15 protein-coding genes are annotated in these 16,434 nt (G+C 58.5%); 6 read left to right on the top strand and 9 right to left on the bottom strand.

The window, feature by feature from the left end; translation table 11 throughout:
- Window positions 1-138 (top strand): IS3 family transposase (locus tag AAAX59_RS07820; RefSeq protein WP_349071363.1); only part of this gene is annotated, 138 nt, incomplete at its 5' end.
- Between the two features lie 146 nt (window positions 139-284).
- Here AAAX59_RS07820 and AAAX59_RS07815 read toward each other — a convergent pair.
- The 3 genes from AAAX59_RS07815 to AAAX59_RS07805 form a co-directional block, all read right to left on the bottom strand.
- Window positions 285-1,325 carry a Gfo/Idh/MocA family oxidoreductase gene (locus AAAX59_RS07815; protein WP_349071362.1) on the bottom strand — a complete coding sequence of 347 codons (1,041 nt, stop codon included), beginning with the start codon at window positions 1,323-1,325 and terminating at the stop codon, window positions 285-287.
- 69 nt (window positions 1,326-1,394) lie between these two features.
- Window positions 1,395-2,651: an MFS transporter gene (locus AAAX59_RS07810; protein ID WP_117803937.1), complete on the bottom strand. Its 1,257-nt coding sequence runs from the start codon at window positions 2,649-2,651 to the stop codon at window positions 1,395-1,397.
- 66 nt (window positions 2,652-2,717) lie between these two features.
- Entirely contained in the window at window positions 2,718-3,599 is an 882-nt protein-coding gene (locus AAAX59_RS07805) for an SDR family oxidoreductase (RefSeq protein ID WP_349071361.1), read from the bottom strand.
- 233 nt (window positions 3,600-3,832) lie between these two features.
- Between AAAX59_RS07805 and AAAX59_RS07800 the strand changes: the two genes are divergently transcribed.
- Window positions 3,833-4,711, top strand: a complete 879-nt coding sequence (locus tag AAAX59_RS07800; protein WP_349071360.1) for a LysR family transcriptional regulator — start codon at window positions 3,833-3,835, stop codon at window positions 4,709-4,711.
- Between the two features lie 120 nt (window positions 4,712-4,831).
- Complete coding sequence (locus tag AAAX59_RS07795) at window positions 4,832-5,923, top strand: GGDEF domain-containing protein (RefSeq protein ID WP_349071359.1); 1,092 nt, start codon at window positions 4,832-4,834, stop codon at window positions 5,921-5,923.
- Between the two features lie 180 nt (window positions 5,924-6,103).
- Here the strand turns inward: AAAX59_RS07795 and AAAX59_RS07790 are convergent, their stop codons facing one another.
- Genes AAAX59_RS07790 through AAAX59_RS07780 form a run of 3 tightly spaced genes read right to left on the bottom strand, consistent with a single transcriptional unit; the run spans window position 6,104 to window position 10,338 of the window.
- Complete coding sequence (locus AAAX59_RS07790) at window positions 6,104-8,023, bottom strand: ABC transporter ATP-binding protein (protein WP_349071358.1); 1,920 nt, start codon at window positions 8,021-8,023, stop codon at window positions 6,104-6,106.
- Window positions 8,016-9,839 carry an ABC transporter ATP-binding protein gene (locus tag AAAX59_RS07785; protein WP_349071357.1) on the bottom strand — a complete coding sequence of 608 codons (1,824 nt, stop codon included), beginning with the start codon at window positions 9,837-9,839 and terminating at the stop codon, window positions 8,016-8,018. The genes AAAX59_RS07790 and AAAX59_RS07785 overlap by 8 nt, the downstream gene beginning before the upstream one ends.
- Window positions 9,832-10,338, bottom strand: a complete 507-nt coding sequence (locus tag AAAX59_RS07780) for a MarR family winged helix-turn-helix transcriptional regulator (RefSeq protein WP_349071356.1) — start codon at window positions 10,336-10,338, stop codon at window positions 9,832-9,834. The genes AAAX59_RS07785 and AAAX59_RS07780 overlap by 8 nt, the downstream gene beginning before the upstream one ends.
- A gap of 426 nt (window positions 10,339-10,764) precedes the next feature.
- On the opposite strand from AAAX59_RS07780, the gene AAAX59_RS07775 reads away from it, so the two are divergent.
- Window positions 10,765-11,589 (top strand): PfkB family carbohydrate kinase, encoded by an 825-nt coding sequence (locus AAAX59_RS07775; RefSeq protein WP_349071355.1) that lies wholly within the window; start codon window positions 10,765-10,767, stop codon window positions 11,587-11,589.
- On the top strand, window positions 11,582-11,911 hold the full coding sequence (locus AAAX59_RS07770; RefSeq protein WP_195363460.1) for a TIGR04076 family protein: 330 nt from the start codon (window positions 11,582-11,584) through the stop codon (window positions 11,909-11,911). The genes AAAX59_RS07775 and AAAX59_RS07770 overlap by 8 nt, the downstream gene beginning before the upstream one ends.
- Window positions 11,912-12,081: 170 nt before the next feature.
- On the opposite strand, the gene AAAX59_RS07765 is transcribed toward AAAX59_RS07770, so the two are convergent.
- The 3 genes from AAAX59_RS07765 to AAAX59_RS07755 all read right to left on the bottom strand — a co-directional run bounded on the left by AAAX59_RS07765 (window position 12,082) and on the right by AAAX59_RS07755 (window position 15,446).
- Entirely contained in the window at window positions 12,082-12,528 is a 447-nt protein-coding gene (locus AAAX59_RS07765) for a low molecular weight protein-tyrosine-phosphatase (RefSeq protein WP_349071354.1), read from the bottom strand.
- A 283-nt stretch (window positions 12,529-12,811) separates the two neighbouring features.
- Entirely contained in the window at window positions 12,812-14,008 is a 1,197-nt protein-coding gene (locus AAAX59_RS07760) for a site-specific integrase (protein ID WP_349071353.1), read from the bottom strand.
- Window positions 14,009-14,309: 301 nt separating this feature from the next.
- On the bottom strand, window positions 14,310-15,446 hold the full coding sequence (locus AAAX59_RS07755) for a zinc ribbon domain-containing protein (protein ID WP_349071352.1): 1,137 nt from the start codon (window positions 15,444-15,446) through the stop codon (window positions 14,310-14,312).
- A gap of 676 nt (window positions 15,447-16,122) precedes the next feature.
- Here AAAX59_RS07755 and AAAX59_RS07750 point away from each other — a divergent pair.
- Complete coding sequence (locus AAAX59_RS07750; RefSeq protein ID WP_349071351.1) at window positions 16,123-16,431, top strand: hypothetical protein; 309 nt, start codon at window positions 16,123-16,125, stop codon at window positions 16,429-16,431.
- Window positions 16,432-16,434: the final 3 nt, after the last annotated feature.

Here is a 16,434-nt window from a genome sequence, read left to right as displayed (position 1 = left end):
GACTGGGAGGGCGTGGCGGCCGAGGAGTTCATGGGAAGGCTCGAGGCCTACCTCGTGTACTATCGTGAGGAGCGGATCAAGAAGTCCCTCGGGTGGCTGAGCCCGATGGAGTACCGCAGGAAGCTTGGATACGCCTAGGCGCGGTCCAAGAAATCGTCCGCACCCCCAAAGGTAGCAAAATGCCCCGCGGGCAGGAGGCTGCTCGCGGGGCAAAGAAGAGGGGCTTGTTGGTGGCGGACCGAGGGGCTCGGCATGGGGTTTCTGCCGCGGCCGCTCTTAAGGCGTTACAGCTCGACGAGCTGGCCGGTCTCGGCGGCCTCCTTGATGGCGTTGAGAAGCGTGAGCGTCTTAACGTTGTCGGCGGGGGTCACGACGGGCTCGACCTCGCGGCGGACAACCTTCACAAAGTGCTTGAGCTGCATCTTGTGCGGCAGCGCCGGGTCGACGGCCGGGATCTCCATCTGCAGCGGCTTGTGCCAGTTGGAGGCGCCGTCGTAGGAGAACTGGTGCAGGCGGGGCAGCGAAAGGGCGCCCTTAGTGCCGCCGATAAAGTAGGCGTCGGCGTCGAAGGGACGGTACTGCGGGTCCTCGCGAGCGGTGGCCTCCCAGTTCCAGGGGCTGGCGGTGGCGTCGGAGATGGTCATGCTCGCAAGCGCGCCATCGGCAAAACGGACGTTGACCACGGCGGAGTCCTCGGTCTCAAAACCGCGGGCGGCGCTGGACTGCATGCCCTGGACGGCAACGGGCTCGCCCAGCAGGTAACGGAGCAGGTCGACGTCGTGCACCAGGTTGACCAGGATCGGGCCGGCACCCTTCTTGCGGCGCCACTCGACGTCGAAGTACTCGTCATTCTTATAGATCATGTAGTGGAAGCTCGACACGGTGAGCTTGCCCAGCTCGCCGGACTCGATGATCTCCTTGGCCTTGTTGACGAAGGGGTTGTGGCGACGGTGCTGACCCACGAGCACGGGCACGCCGGCGGTCTCGGCTTCGGCGGCGAAGGCCTGGGCATCCTCAAGATCGTTGGAGATCGGCTTTTCGACCAGCGGCACGATGTTGCGCTTCACAGCCTCGCGAGCAACGCCCAGGTGCAGGTCGTTGGGGGTGGCGATGATGACGGCCTCGGGCTTGACCTCGTCCATCATCTGGGCGGGATCGGTGTAAAACGGCACGCCGGCGGCCTCGGCCGTGGCGCGGGCGCCCTCAAAGGCGTCGGCGATGGCGACGAGCTCGGCCTCGGGCTCCTCGGTGACAAAGCGGATGTGGTTGCGGCCCATGGCGCCGGCGCCGATAACGGCAATGCGGACGGGGTTGAGCTCAGGCATTTCGACTCCTTAATACTGGTGACCGGTGGAATGCGACAAAGGGACTGTCCCTTTGTCGCATCGGTAAAACTAGGCGGACTTCTTCTTGCTGTCGGAGACCATCATGTAGACGGTGAGCACGACGGCGATGGCGGCGATCACGATGGCGCCGTAGAAGGACTGCTGGTAGGCGGCGCTGCCGGCCTCGGCGTGATACAGCACGGCGGTGATGGGCTGGCTGATCCAGGTGGAAGCGGCATAGCCCAAAAACATGATGCCGTAGTTGACGCCGATGTTGCTGGTACCGAAGGCGCCACCGGTGAGCGGCGGGTAGATGACGAGCAGGGCGCCAAAGCTAAAGCCGAGCAGGGCGAGCGCCACGAAGAACATGCTCTGCGTAAAGCTCATCGACATGATGACGAGCGCGACGATGGTGACGACAAGGCTGATGAGCAGCGACTTGTAGGCACCGAGCTTGTCGATGATCTGACCAAAGGACAGACGGCCGACCAGGTTGGCGCAGGTGTTGACGGAGACGACCACACCGCCGAGAGCGACGGCAGCGGCGCTCGTGGGGTCGGCGAAGAGCTGGACGGCGGCGATGGAGGCAACCTTGCCGACGAGCAGGGTGCCCGCGGTGGCGGCAAAGGCGAAGGTGACGATGAGGACCCAGAAGCGCGGGGTCTTGACCATCTCGCCCGGGGTGAGGTCGCCGAAGGTGCCGGCATGTGCGCCACCCTTGGGGGCCTCGAAGCCCTCGGGCAGCCAACCGGCCTCGGGGGCCTTCAGGAACAGGGCGGAGGCGGCGATCATCACAAAGAAGATAACGCCGAGCGCCTTAAGGGCGCCAAAGATTCCCAGGCTTGGGATGAGCAGCGAGGCGAGCACCGGGGACAGCACGGCGGGGCCGGCGGTCGAAGCGGCCAGGGTGATGCCGGAGGCAAGGCCCTTCTTGTCGATGAACCACTTTTGACCGGTGGTGAGCGCCGGATTGTAGCCCAGGCCGTTGCCGATGGCGGCGACGAGCGAGAACCACAGGTAGAACTGCCATGGCTCGGTAACGGTGCCGGACATGAACCAGCCCAGGCCGTAGCACACGGCGGCGGCGATCACGACGTTGCGCGGGCCGATCTTATCGGAGATGCGGCCGGCGAAGATGCCCGTCACGGCCATGATGGTCTGAAAGACCGGGAAGGCCCAGGTAAGAGCGCTGGACCACTCGGGGTAGACGGCGAGCAGGTTCTTGCTCACGACGGAGTACAGCGCGATGGAGCTGATGAAGAACATGGTGACGCACGCGGCGGAAAGCACGACGGCGCGACCCTTGTTGGAGTTGGTGGAAGCCATTGGACTCTTTCTAATCGATGCGGGGAGGGGAGGGGTTTGCCCTGCGCCCTTCTCTACCGGGTTGGTTTACTGGTCGGTCGGCTTAGCGACGCCGGACTCATCGGACCAGAGCTCGACACCCTTGTTCTTAAGGTAGTTGTCGGCGTATGCGCGACGGCCGCCGGGCTTGGCGGTGAGGTCGCCCATCATGTTGGAGAAACCGCCGTCGACCTTAATGGCGTCGCCGGTGGTAAAGTCCGAGCGCTTGGACGCCAGGAACATGACGGCGTTGGCGATATCGCTGACCTCGCCGATGCGGCGCGTGGCGATCAGACGGCTGCGGCTCTTCTCGACCTCGGGGTCGGCGTAGAAGTTGGCCGACATGGGGGTCTTGACGAAGCAGGGCTCGACGCAGTTGGAGCGCACGCCATACGGGCCCCACTCGGCGGCAAGCATCTTGGACATCATGTTGACGCCGGCCTTGGTGGAGCTGTACACGCCCGAGAACGTTTCGGGGGAGTGGCTGGCGACGGTGGAGATGTGCACCAGGCGGCCCTGGCCTGCCTTGATCATCTCGCGACCAAAGCGCTGCGAGGTGATGAAGTAGCCGGTGAGGTTGACGTTGAGCACCTGCTTCCAGTCGCTCAGCGGCAGGTCCTCCATAGCGGCGAAGCGCAGGATGCCGGCGGTGTTGACGAGGACGTCGACGCGGCCGAAGTTGGCGATGGTGGCATCGACGGCGGCCTGAACCTCGGCCTCGTCGGTGGCGTTCATCTTGTAGCCCTCGGCGTGGATACCAAACTCTGCGGCGAGGTCGGCGGCTGCGGCCTTGACCTTCTCCTCGTCCAGGTCGAGCAGGACGACGTTGGCGCCGTTGCGGGCGAACTCGCGGCAAATCTCGACGCCCATGCCGCCGAGTGCACCGGTCACGGCGCAGACATCGCCCTCGAGCTTAAGCCAATTGCTCATAGGAACTTCCCTTCTTGTGCCTCCCTGTGAGCCGTTCCCATTAATCGGCCCACGTGGTTTTCGTCGGTTATCGTATGCTTTGCATTTGCGCAGGTGAATTGCATATTTGTTAGAATGACGTTAACCGTAGGTTTACACTGTGCGATGCAGTTTATTTTCAATTGAGCGCGTGACCTGCGAAAACAACCCCCTGTGGCACCATGCGGTCACGGGCGCGAAAACGGGAGATTGACGTGTACGATCGACGACTTGAGGCCATATCGGCCGCCGCGGAGCTGGGAAGCTTCTCGCGTGCGGCGGCAAAATTGCGCGTGTCGACCCCGGCACTCGTCAAGCAGGTGTCGGGATTTGAGGCCGAGTTCGGCATCACGCTGTTCGAACGCTCGCATTCGGGTGTTAAGGTGACGCCGGCGGGCGCTCTGCTGGTGGACGACGCGCGCTCGATCATGCGGCAGTCCGAGGACGCGCTGCGCCGTGCCCGACGCGCGGCGGGCGATGACGGTGCTGTGCGCCTGGGTGTGTCGATGATGTGCCCGGGGCGCCAAACGCTGTCGATGTGGTCGGGCATTCACGAGCTGGAGCCGTCGCTGCGTTTTGAAATCGTGCCGGTGAGCGACCTCTATGACGAGCGCGAATCCGTCATGCGCAGCTTGGGCCGCGAGGTCGATGTGGTGCAGTCGAGTTTTTCGACCCCGCGCTGGGGTGATGCCTGCCAAAAGCTCCTCATCGTCAACGTGTCGTTTTATATCGATGTGCCGCGTACGAGCCCGCTCGCGCGTAAGAGCCGCATCACAGTTGCCGACCTGGAGGGTATGCGCCTGCGCGTGCTCCGTCACGGCAACGACGCAATGGACAGCCTGCGCATCGACCTTCTGGCCGACGGCGGCGTTGACGTGATCGACGTGGACAGCTTTGACTTTGCGCTCTTTAACGAGGCGGAGGAAAAAGGCGACGCGGTGCTCACCTGCGGCGCGTGGTCGGGCGTGCACCCGGCCTTTATGGGCGTACCGTTCCTATGCGGCCGCGAGGTGCCGGTCTTCTTGCACTACCCGCTCGAGCCAACCCTCCAAGTGCAAAAATTCGTCAACGCCATGGCACAACTTCTCAAATAACTATCGTGTCGATGATTTTTTAATCCCCGTCCTAGAAAAATCATCTGGTAGAGTTGACCTCACGTGAATTTCAGCACACTGCGTGCTACCTGCTCTTTTGCCATTTGAGGGAGTGAACTTGTGAATACTTCTGTCGCCAAGAAGGCCAGCCAGGCGGTGCGTCTGCTCATGATGGTGCTCACGGCAGTTCTCATCTTCTTCTTCATCAATGTTATGCTGCTCGTCTCCGATATCCAGGGCACGGCGCGCGTCGTCAACTACGCCGGTCTGGTGCGCGGTACCACGCAGCGAATCGTGAAGCTCGAGGACGCGGGCCAGCCTCAAGATGACCTGCTCAAAGCCGTGGATTCATACATCAACGGTTTGCGTTACGGAAGTGACGACCTCAACCTCGTCCGCCTCGACGACGACGAGTACCAGGCAAGGATGACCGAGCTTGCAAATTATTATGATGAGCTTTGCGCCGAGATCATTCGCGTGCGCGAAGTCGGCTACGAGAACACTGACATCATCGCCATGAGCGAGGAGTTCTTTGGCATTTGCGACGATGCTACGCGACTCGCAGAGGACTACTCTCAGGAGAAGGCGTCGGCGCTCAACTATCTCGAGGGCTTGGTGATCATCGACATCATGGGCTTGGTGGCGACCTTTGCGGTCGAACTTGTTCGCGCGGTGCGAACTGCCGCGCTCAATCGCGAACTGCAGAGCAAAGTCTATCTCGACGAAGCCACGGGACTTCCCAACAAGAACAAGTGCGAGGAGGTCTTGGGGCAGGAGCAGCCTGTCTCCGCGGAGGCGCCCGTTGCGATGTGCGTCTTCGACCTTAACAATCTGCATACGGTCAATAACAACTTCGGCCACGAGAAAGGCGACGAATACATCCGTTCTTTTGCCCAGCAGCTGGGGCGTGTGGCGTCCGAGACCTGCTTTGTGGGTCGCGACGGCGGCGATGAGTTTATCGCGGTGCTGTGGGATGCCGATCGAGCTGCCGTGGAGTCCTGTCTCGCTCGGGTTCGTGCGAACGTGAACGAGTATTCCGAGGCTCACCTCGACATGCCTATCAGCTATGCGGTGGGCTACGCGCTTTCCGGTGATTTTGATGAACCGCCTACGATGCGTGAACTCTTTTCCCAGGCCGACAAAAACATGTACATCGACAAGAACCGCGTAAAGACAGCTGAGGCAGCCGAGCCGCAACGCGAGGAACGGTAAGCCTGTAACAGAGGGTATAGAAAAGCCTCCGCAGCTCGTGTGGCTGCGGAGGCTTTATTCGTTGCGGTGCATTGTGTTTGGGTCGTTGAGATGAGTCGATTTGCCCCGAAAGAGGGGGGCATTGACCTTAGGGTCATGCCCGACGAATGAGCGGCAAATCGGCCATCTCGGCGAGCCAGACTATTCCAGCTCAAACGCTCCGGTATAGAGCTGGTAGTAGTATCCGCGCTTGGCGATCAGCTCGTCGTGGTTGCCGCGCTCGATGATGCGGCCGTGGTCCAGGCAGATGATCGCGTCGGAGTTGCGCACGGTGGAGAGGCGGTGCGCGATGACAAACGTCGTGCGGCCCTCCATGAGCTTGTCCATGCCCGCCTGCACGATGGCCTCGGTGCGGGTGTCGATGGAGCTCGTGGCCTCGTCCAGAATCATCGCCGGCGGATCGGCGACGGCGGCGCGCGCGATCGAGATCAGCTGGCGCTGGCCCTGCGACAGCTGCGCGCCGTTGCCGGTGAGCATGGTGTCGTAGCCGTCGGGCAGGCGGGTGATAAAGTCGTCCGCTCCCGCGAGCTTGGCCGCCTTGATGCACTCCTCGTCGGTGGCGTCCAGGTTGCCGTAGCGGATGTTGTCCATGACGGTGCCGGTGAACAGGTTCACGTCCTGCAGCACCACGCCGAGCGAGCGACGCAGATCGGACTTGCGAATCTTGTTGACGTTGATGCCGTCGTAGCGGATCTTGCCGTCGGCAATGTCGTAGAAGCGGTTGATGAGGTTGGTGATGGTCGTCTTGCCGGCACCGGTGGCGCCGACAAACGCGACCTTCTGGCCCGGCTTGGCGTACACAGACACGCCGTGCAGCACCTCGTGGTCGGGCGTGTAGCCAAAGTCCACGTTGTCCATGACCAGGTCGCCACGCAGCGGCACGTACTCGATCTCGCCGGTCGCGCGGTGCGGGTGCTTCCAAGCCCACATACCGGTGTGGTGGTCGGCCTCCTCGAGCTGCCAGGTGTCGGGATTCACCTGTGCGTTGACAAGCGTCACGTAGCCCTCGTCGGCCTCGGGCTCCTCGTCGAGTAGCTCAAAGATACGCTCGGCGCCGGCAAGGCCCATGACCACGGCGTTGATCTGCTGCGAGATCTGGCCGATCTGGCCACAGAACTGCTTGGTCATGTTGAGGAACGGCACCACGACGGCGATGGAGAGCGCCATGCCCGAGATGCTCAGGTTGGGTACGCCCAGTGCCAGGAAGATGCCGCCGGCCAGCGCGACCAGCACGTAGAGCAGGTTGCCCAGGTTCATGAGGATCGGCATGAGGATGTTGGCGTACATGTTGGCCTTCTGCGAGACCTCGAAGAGCTTCTCGTTGCGCTCGTCAAAGTCGGCCTCGGCGGCGGCCTCGTGGCAGAACGCCTTGACGACTTTCTGGCCGTTCATGACTTCCTCGATATGGCCCTCGACCACGCCGAGCTCGGTTTGCTGCGCGATAAAGAAGCGCGCGGAGTTGGAGCCGAGCAGCTTGGTCATAAAGGTCATAAAGGCGATGCCGGCAATGATGACCAGGCACATCCACACGCTGTAATACAGCATGATGAAGAACACGGTGACGATGACGATGATCGTCATGAGCAGGTTGGGTAGCGACTGGCTGATCATCTGACGCAGCGTGTCGATGTCGTTGGTGTAGTGGCTCATGATGTCGCCGCGCTGGTGCGTGTCGAAGTAGCGAATCGGCAGGTCCTGCATGCGGTTGAACATCTTTTCGCGCAGCTTCTCGAGCGAGCCCTGCGTGATGACGGCCATGGCGCGGTTCCAGAAGAGCGAGGAGGCGACGCCCACGGCGTAGATGCAGCCGAGGGTGGTCACGAGCTTCAGAATCTTGGGCTGCGCGGCCGTCCAGTCGCCCGACTGCCACGATTCGCTAATGACCTGCAACGCGCTCTGGAGAAACGTCGCGCCGATGGAGTTGATGATGGCGCAGAGCACAACGCCGGCGACGACGAGGGGCAAAAGCACCGGGTAGAAGCCAAAGAGCATCTTGATCAGGCGCGTCATGGTGCCGCCCTTGCGGTTGCGCGCGCGCTCGGCGGTAGCGGCCTTACTCATGTGCCTCGCCTCCTTCCTGGGTCTGAGCTTGCGGTGCGGATGCCTCGGTGTCGGCCGCGGCGGTCTCGCCCGCGTCCTCGCCTTCGGCACTCATCTTATTTTGCGAGGTAAAGGTCTCGCGGTAGATCTCGCTCGTCTTGAGCAGCTCATCGTGGTTGCCGATGTCCTTGATGCGGCCGCCCTCCATGACGATGATGCGGTCGGCGTCCTGCACGGAGCTGATGCGCTGGGCGATGATGAGCTTGGTCGTGTTGGGCAGGTAGCTCGCCAGGCCCTCGCGGATCTTGGCGTCGGTCTTGGTGTCGACGGCGCTCGTGGAGTCGTCCAGGATCAGAATCTTGGGGCGACGCAGCAGGGCACGCGCGATGCACAGGCGCTGCTTCTGGCCACCGGAGACGTTGGAGCCGCCCTGCTCAATCCAGGCGTCGTAGCCCTTGGGGAAGCCGTCGACAAACTCGTCGGCGCAGGCCAGGTGCGCTGCCTCGCGGACTTCCTCGTCGGTGGCGTTCGGGTCGCCCCAGCGCAGGTTTTCGGCGATGGTGCCGCTAAACAGCACGTTTTTCTGCAGCACCATGGCCACCTGGTGGCGCAGCGCGTCCAGATCGTAGTCGCGAACGTCCACGCCGCCGACGCGCACAGTGCCCTCGGTGACATCGTACAGGCGGGCGATCAGATTCACGAGCGTCGACTTGGCCGAGCCGGTGCCGCCGATAATACCGATGGTCTCGCCGCTCTTAATATGCAGGTCGATATCGTCGAGCGCCTGGCGGCGGGCATGCTCGGAGTACTTAAAGCTCACGTGATCGAAGTCGATGGAGCCGTCGGCAACCTCGTGCACGGGCTCGGTCGGATTGGCGATCGTGGGCTCGGCGGCCAGCACCTCGGTAATGCGGTGCGCCGACTCATCGGCCATGGTCACCATGACAAAGATCATCGACAGCTGCATCAGGCTCATCAGAATCTGGAAGCCGTAGGTAAAGATGGAGGAGAGCTGGCCCACGTCGAACAGGGTGCCCTGGCTCGTGATGATGAGCTCGGAACCCAGGTAGATGATGACGACGAACGCGCCGTTGACGCAGATGTTCATCATGGGGTTGTTGAAGGCGAGCAGCTTCTCGGCGCGGGTGAAGTCCATCTGGACGTCGCGCGCGGCGGTGGCGAACTTCTCCTTCTCGTAATCCTGACGCACGTAGCTCTTGACCACGCGCATGCCGGTGACGTTTTCCTCGACCGACTCGTTGAGCGCGTCGTACTTGTGGAACACGCGGGCAAAGATCGGGCGCACCTTATAGATGATGAAGAACAGGCCAAAGCCCAGTAGTGGAATAATGACCAGGTAGACCATAGCGACGCTGCCGCCCATGGCGTAGGCCATGGTAAAGGCAAAGATCAGCACCAGCGGCGAGCGCACGGCGATGCGAATGAGCATCATAAAGGCCTGCTGCACGTTATTGATGTCGGTGGTGAGGCGGGTGACGAGCGAGGAGCTCGAGAACTCGTCGATGTTGGCGAAGCTGAACGTCTGGATCTTGTAGAACAGGTCGCGACGCAGGTTCTTGGCAAAGCCGCAGCTGGCGTGGCTGCAGGTGATGCCCGCGGCGGCGCCAAAGGCGAGCGACGTCAGCGCGATGAGCACCAGAAGGCCGGCGGTGGGCAGCATCTCGGCAACGGCGGCGCCGTCCTTGATGGCGTCGATCATGTCGGCGGTGATAAACGGGATCAGCATCTCGCAGATTACCTCGCCAAGTACCAGCAGCGGCGTGGCGATCGTGACCTTCTTGTAATCGCGGATGCTGCCCATAAGGGTTTTAATCATCCAGTTCCTCCCAGGTTACGCGGATTTTTTCGAGCATCTCGGCAAGCTGCTCGCGCTCGTCGTGGGTGAGAGCGCTAAAGGCCTGCTCCCTAAAGCGGATGCGCGAGGCTTGGTCGATGCGGGCCTTCTCCCAGCCGATCTCGGTCAGGCGAATGGTGAGCTGCCGGCGATCTTTTGGATTGCGGCTACGCTCGATAATGCCGGCGCACTCGAGCTTGGACAAGATCTCGGAAAGCGACCCCGGTTTGAGGTCAAAGTGCATGCCGAGTTCCTGCTGCGACATCTCGCCGTTTTCCTGTTTGGCAAGCAGGCAGACGATGGGCGCCTTGCCGGACACGCCGCCGCCGTGAAAGTGCATGTAGTGGCCACAAAAGCCTAGACCGCTCAGGATGCGCTTGGCGAGCTTGTCTTCGCCGTTAACTGCTTCGGGCACGTCTGCCGGCTGCGACGGGTCGCCGCCGGGCTCGTGCGGGCGAAGGTTAAGGGGTTCATCGCACATGAATTCGTATCGCTCCTTTCTTTAGTTAGGTAGTGGGATTGTTTTGTGCCTAACTAATCTAGGAGCGCAAGAAATAATTGTCAAGGTACCAAAGTAATAGTTGCGCGGTTTTACCAAACCGCGCAACGGCTCGACGCTGCGCGGGCCGCATTTGGACAATCTGACGTTCAACTTCAAGGGCGCGACCAGAAGGTCAGCGCCCTTTCGTTTCACGTCACCTTGTCTCAAATGCGACCCGCTCGCTGGCATTGCCAAAACATCGACGTTTCCATAGTTGTCAAGCCTTTGGTGCAAGGGGGACAGGTTACTTTGCACCATTGGTGAATGTGCCCTTCGTGGTGCAAGCTCCCGCAGTCGGCGTTCCCTGCGCTACACTTAGTCGCACTGTGGCGACTATGCGCCGCTCCCGACCCAAGGGGGACACTCATGAAGAACACTCAGCTGCTGCTGATCAACGATATGTGCGGCTATGGCAAGGTCGCGCTTTCCGCCATGCTTCCGGTGCTGTCGCACATGGGCTACCGTATCCACAATCTGCCGACGGCGCTTGTGTCCGATACGCTCAACTACCCCAAGTTCTACATCCACGACACCACGGAGTACGTGCGTCAGAGCCTCGCCATCTGGGAAGAGCTCGGCTTTGAGTTCGATGCCATCTCGACCGGCTTTATCGTGACCGAAGAAGAGACGCGCATCATTTCGGACTTCTGTCACCGCCGCGCGCAAAAGGGCACTAAGGTGTTCGTCGACCCCATCATGGGCGACAACGGCAAGCTCTACGCCGGTGTTCCCGAGTCCACGATCGGCCTCATGAGGCACCTGCTCGAGTGCGCCGACTACGCGGTTCCCAACTACACCGAGGCCTGTCTGCTCACCGACACGCCCATTGCCGAGCACATTACGCCCGATGAGGGCCGTGTCCTTGTGGACGCCATGCGCGCGCTGGGCGCCAAGTCGGTGGTCATTACGAGCGCTGTGGTCGACGGCACGAACGCCGTCATCGGTTACGACCACGTGGCGGGGGAGTACTTCACGATCCCCTTCGACCTGATCCCGGTTTACTTCCCGGGTACGGGCGATACGTTCTCGGCGGTGCTCGTCGGTCGCGTGATGGCCGGCTGGAGCCTGCAGCGCGCAACGGCCGATGCCATGCGCGTGGTGGCAGAGCTTATCGAGCGCAACGCCGACCAGGAGGACAAGTCCGCCGGCCTGCCCATCGAGGCCTGCCTGGATGTGATCGACCATGAGTAGCGCCGGCGAAAGCATCCCCGAGCCCGCGAGCGAGAACAAGCCGCTCGGTGCGCCGCGTGGCAAGCGCCCGCGTATTCGCATTAGCTGCGTGGACCAGCTGGGTACGTGTCGCTGCCACCATGGGCACAAGCCGGGCGACGTCTTCGACTTCGACCGCGATCGCGGCAAGATGTGCTCCATGGCCTGCCACGTGGGCTTTCCCTATATCGACATCCTGCGCTACGGCGGCACCGTGCCCGGCAACAAGCCCGGCACGGCAAAGTTCTGCTGCCCCGAGGTCGATACGCTGAACGTTTGGCTCGCCGAGATCGTCGACGAGTAATTGAGCGTGGATTTTCTCCCGCCGAGATGATGAGCGTGGATAATCTCCCGTTTAGAGCGCCGTTTCGCGCTCGAAGTGGGAGATTGTCCACGCTCAATTTGTATGCGGGAGAAAATCCACGCTCGTTTTATACCGATGGCGTGGCCCGTATATTCGCGCCGCTCGAGCGCCTACAGCTGCTCGAGCATGGCCGTGCAGCCGGCGAGCACATCGCGGTAGGTGGCATCAAAGTTGCCGGTATACCAGGGGTCGGCCACGTCGCCGGGGCGATCGGTCCAATCGAGCGGGCGCGAGATCTTGCCGTCGGGGTCGTCGCCAAAGATGCGACGCAGGCCACGGGCGTTCTCGGCATCCATATAGACAATGTGATCCCAGTCGCCATACTCCGCGCGACGTACCTGACGTGCGCGATGTGCGACGACGGGAATCCCAACCTCGCGTAGCTTGGCAACGGTACCGTGATGCGGCGGGTTGCCGATCTCCTCGGTCGAGGTCGCCGCGGAATCGATGGCAAACTCCGCCTCGCGCCCGGCGCGGTGCACCAGCTCGGTAAACACTGACTCAGCCATCGTCGAGCGGCAGATGTTCCCGTGGCAAATAAACAGTACGTGCTGCATATGATGGTTCCTTTCTGGGCGGTATCGATTGGCTCGATTATCGCACCTACGCCCCGATGTGATGTGGCAAGGGGACAGGGTCAAATAGTTATTTCTACCTGCGATAATAACAAGATAAGACCTCTAATCCCAACGCCTCTACTGTGTTCAAAGAGTTGAATGGCTCTAAAAATCAGTTTCCAATATAGGGTGGAGAATCCACTTTATTAAGGTCAAAAATCAGTCAAAAGTAACAGCAAAAGTAGTAAAAACGTAGTACGGCTCAAATTTTTACTACCAATGTTTACCTGCGGTTTTGTTCAATAGCAAGCATCTCGTCTTGAATATCTTCAAGCCCAAGATGGGTGTAAACGTTGTAGGTGGTGTTGATATCTGAGTGCCCCATAATGTATCTGAGCTTTGCTGGACTCATGCCAGCGCGTGCCATTCGGCTACAGAAAGTGTGCCTGAGCTGGTGCGGAGTTATATGGGGCAGTTCTTCCTTATAGATGCGGTTGTGCTTAATGATGGCGCGTTTGAGCCTATGCTCCCAATGCAGGGCAACGCATGGCATCTCATTCTTGTCTAGGCAGATGAAGCCCCTTACCCCATCGATAACAGGCTCTTCTTTTGGCTGCGCCCTCTGTCCGATGAGACTGTGGAAGGCCTTTTCGACAGAAGCGGTCATGGGGATATACCTCATACCAGATTTTGTTTTGGGCTCTTCAATGTAATACTGCATATCTCTCGCGCGATGAAGCTGCTTTTGAACACGTATACAGTGGCTATCGAAGTCAATGTCATCAAAGGTCAGGCCGCAGTATTCAGAAATTCTGAGTCCAGTGTTCAACAAGATAAAGTAAGTTTCAAAGTAGCGCGAGAAGTGATGATCCGAGCGCATGAACTCAAGGAATAGCCGTTCTTGTCTAACGCTTAACGATTCTCTGGATACCGTATCGTTGACCAGAACATTGATAAGTTCGAAGTTAAAAGGGTTGCGTCTTATAATTCCGCATTCTTCGGCCAGTTGGAAAGCTGGTCTGAGTACGCCTCGGATGCTACAGACGCTGCTATATCCCTTTCCAACATCTTGCTGAAGGTGGATGAGCCATTTCTTTGCATCCAACACCGTAATGTTTGATATTTGGGCCTTGCTGAAGCTGTCTGTTTTCAGGTAATTGGTGACGGTTTTATAGGCGCTAACAGTTGTCTTTCGTACCGCAACCTTGGTCGCAAGGTAGTTCTCAACCAGAGTTATGACGTTCATGTTCTCAGGTGCAATGTGGTCGAAGAGGTCTTTTTGAATCTGCTGTTCTTTCTGCCTTAAGCAGAGGTCTCTCTTTTTGCCGCGTGGGGTTTGGTCGTGAATTGTCAAAGTCCACGAATAGACAAAGCAGGTTTTTCCCATCCAATTGGTGTATTTGAACGAGTAACGCCCGTCTGGGCGCTGGCCTTCTCCGCGATGGAGAACCCGACCCTTGTTATCTTTCCTATTCGACATAGCTTGGATCTCCTTCCAGAGACTCAAGCACGACAACATGATTGTAGCTATGGGGTTGTCTATGCCATGGTAAAAGGGTTCGTTTATTGGGTTAAATCAAAGGAAATGAGGCCTATTTGCCCCGTTGAGGCTGGGGTTGGAGTAAGTGTCCATCGGCGCAATTCCAAGCCTGAATTTCGCTCTCAGCGTGCATTTTTGCTATAGGTTGAGCGGACATCAATTGAAATCGCAGTTTGAAAGAAAGGGCACCGTGGCGAAGTGCGCTACGGTGCCAGACATTGCATTGTGTGGATTGAGGAGCCTATGCGACTGTTGCCCTAAGCATGACTTTCTCGCCATCGCCTGCCAAAAGATAGCTAATCCCGTTTTTACTTGTAGACCCACTATTGCCTTCGACGCTGTTTGCAAGATTTGTAACGACTTCCTGAGCATCGGTTTTTGAGAGTGAGGAATCACAGGCCATTATGAATCCACGTGCAACAATCGCTGAGTCGCATTTCTTGGTGTCAATCATAAGGATGGGGGACGGGTTGCAGGAGCTGTCATACCTGCTGCTCTTTGTCAGATTGCTCTGCCCGTCCATTGTCGTAAAAGAGAGCATTGCGTACATATCGGGGTTCTTTATGTCATCAACAAACACATAGGAAATAAGCTCATCGGTGCTCTTGTCGATAACGTCTGCGTCTAGATTGCTTTTGAGCTTTCCATTGAAGGAGCTAGGGGAAAAGGAAAATGCGGAAGGGGCGGTCTCCTCTGTCGCGGTCTGGTCGTTGCCTTCAGATGACTGGCTAGTTGCGGTTGAAGGGCTATCGTCTCCCGCTTCATCGGTGCTATTCGGGGCTGGAATTATCTTTCCGCAGCGCGTACAGACTTTTGAACCATCGCTTCTGTCCTCGAAGCAATGATTGTCTGGGTTTTTCTCTCCGACGGTTTTCCTACAGTTGGCACAAGTTTTCGGTTCGGTGCACGTTGCGGAGTTCCAGTTGTGTGCATCGGGGTCAATCTTTCCATTGGGATCGACTTTTCCGCATTTATAGCAATGATTGACTTGGCAACAGTTGTTTCCGCTCCATTCGTGTATGCAGATGATGTTCGATGCAAGCATAGCCCCAACGGCAATTTCTGCGACTGCGACTATGCCGAGTACTGCTGCTGTCAATTTCATTTTGCCTGAAACGACTCGCTTCTTTTTCTTTTGCCCCTCTTGCGCTGGCTTTTTCGTTTGCGTATCGGGGAGCCTGTTATTGTCCTGCGCTTCATTCGAGGAACCGTCTTTTTGCTTCTCGGTCACAGATTCTGGCTGGTCGCTTTGAGTATCTTCTGTACTGCTGGTTGCTTCGTTGCTGGAGATGCTGTTCAGCGGAAAGCCACAATTTGGGCAGGTCGGAGCTTTGTCTGAAACTTGCTTCCCGCATTCTGGGCAGTTGATAAGGGGCATGACCTCTCCTTCCAAAGAAATTCCGACAAAGTGGAAGGGGAGAAGCACATCAACTAAATGAAGCGATGTGGAGGACACCTACCACAGTTACCACACCGCAAGGCTTCACATGCATATGCGAACAGACCTTGAAAGGCGGGTGCCCTCCAATTCGCCTGTTTGCATACGCAAAGCGGCAGCTATGCCATTGTGAAGCTCCATCCAAATATATGGATGTTGCGGTGTGGTAGATGAGATTGTATCAAGGACACGGGCTTTCATTTTGAGTAAAAGGGCGAACGGTGCCGCTTCCTGCTGGCATTTCTCAGAGCACATAGATTAAAGGCATTTTAGGCTGCTAGTGCTCTTCTCGATATCAACCGTAATTGGGCATTGAAAGGCTGGCAAGGGAAAAGACCCGTTTGCGGATTTGATAATCAGGCGAAGGTTTGCGCATTGGGTTCGATGCTAAGATTTAAATCACCACAACCGCAATCATGCTCTGCATGAGTGCACTCACAACTTAAGAGAAACGAACCAGTGACTGGGAGGACATCTGTCCTTCTCTCAGGCTGGTTCGCTATACCGAGTGCTGAGCGGTTGTGGTGACTGTGGATGGATGTCCTCCCAACCGCTGCAACAAGAGGCATCTTTCCATTTAATACGTTCGGTTGTTGTCGGATTAAGGAAGAATGCCATGATTAAGAATCTCACTCAGGAAAGCGGTATCGGCAAGGCACTTTGCATCGTTGGCATCATTGCCATCGTCGTTGGAGCTATCGAATTCTTTTCGGGCGTAGGTGCCATGGCGGATGCATCAGGGTACTTTGAAGAGGTGAGTAAGCTCTCTGCAAATATCCAGCTAATAGGTGCGGCTGGCTCTGCTATCGGCGGGCTTTTCATGCTCGGGTTCAGTGAAGTGGTCAGGTGCCTCAACGAGATTTCCTCATCCTCTTTCAAGCATGGGAATGTCCAGAATGACCTACCCAATCTTCCGAAACTCTAGAGG

Source organism: Collinsella sp. CLA-ER-H2 (genome assembly GCF_040092405.1).
Taxonomy (GTDB): domain Bacteria; phylum Actinomycetota; class Coriobacteriia; order Coriobacteriales; family Coriobacteriaceae; genus Collinsella.
Note: the sequence above shows the minus strand (reverse complement) of the source record. Positions and strands in the feature narration are given on the sequence as shown.

What these genes read in the sequence shown, in the direction of transcription:
- AAAX59_RS07815 (WP_349071362.1), bottom strand. Translation starts at nt 1,325, where the DNA reads ATGCCTGAGCTCAACCCCGTCCGCATTGCCGTTATCGGCGCCGGCGCC.
- AAAX59_RS07810 (WP_117803937.1), bottom strand. Translation starts at nt 2,651, where the DNA reads ATGGCTTCCACCAACTCCAACAAGGGTCGCGCCGTCGTGCTTTCCGCC.
- AAAX59_RS07805 (WP_349071361.1), bottom strand. Translation starts at nt 3,599, where the DNA reads ATGAGCAATTGGCTTAAGCTCGAGGGCGATGTCTGCGCCGTGACCGGT.
- AAAX59_RS07790 (WP_349071358.1), bottom strand. Translation starts at nt 8,023, where the DNA reads ATGAGTAAGGCCGCTACCGCCGAGCGCGCGCGCAACCGCAAGGGCGGC.
- AAAX59_RS07785 (WP_349071357.1), bottom strand. Translation starts at nt 9,839, where the DNA reads ATGATTAAAACCCTTATGGGCAGCATCCGCGATTACAAGAAGGTCACG.
- AAAX59_RS07780 (WP_349071356.1), bottom strand. Translation starts at nt 10,338, where the DNA reads ATGTGCGATGAACCCCTTAACCTTCGCCCGCACGAGCCCGGCGGCGAC.
- AAAX59_RS07775 (WP_349071355.1), top strand. Translation starts at nt 10,765, where the DNA reads ATGAAGAACACTCAGCTGCTGCTGATCAACGATATGTGCGGCTATGGC.
- AAAX59_RS07770 (WP_195363460.1), top strand. Translation starts at nt 11,582, where the DNA reads ATGAGTAGCGCCGGCGAAAGCATCCCCGAGCCCGCGAGCGAGAACAAG.
- AAAX59_RS07765 (WP_349071354.1), bottom strand. Translation starts at nt 12,528, where the DNA reads ATGCAGCACGTACTGTTTATTTGCCACGGGAACATCTGCCGCTCGACG.
- AAAX59_RS07760 (WP_349071353.1), bottom strand. Translation starts at nt 14,008, where the DNA reads ATGTCGAATAGGAAAGATAACAAGGGTCGGGTTCTCCATCGCGGAGAA.
- AAAX59_RS07755 (WP_349071352.1), bottom strand. Translation starts at nt 15,446, where the DNA reads ATGCCCCTTATCAACTGCCCAGAATGCGGGAAGCAAGTTTCAGACAAA.
- AAAX59_RS07750 (WP_349071351.1), top strand. Translation starts at nt 16,123, where the DNA reads ATGATTAAGAATCTCACTCAGGAAAGCGGTATCGGCAAGGCACTTTGC.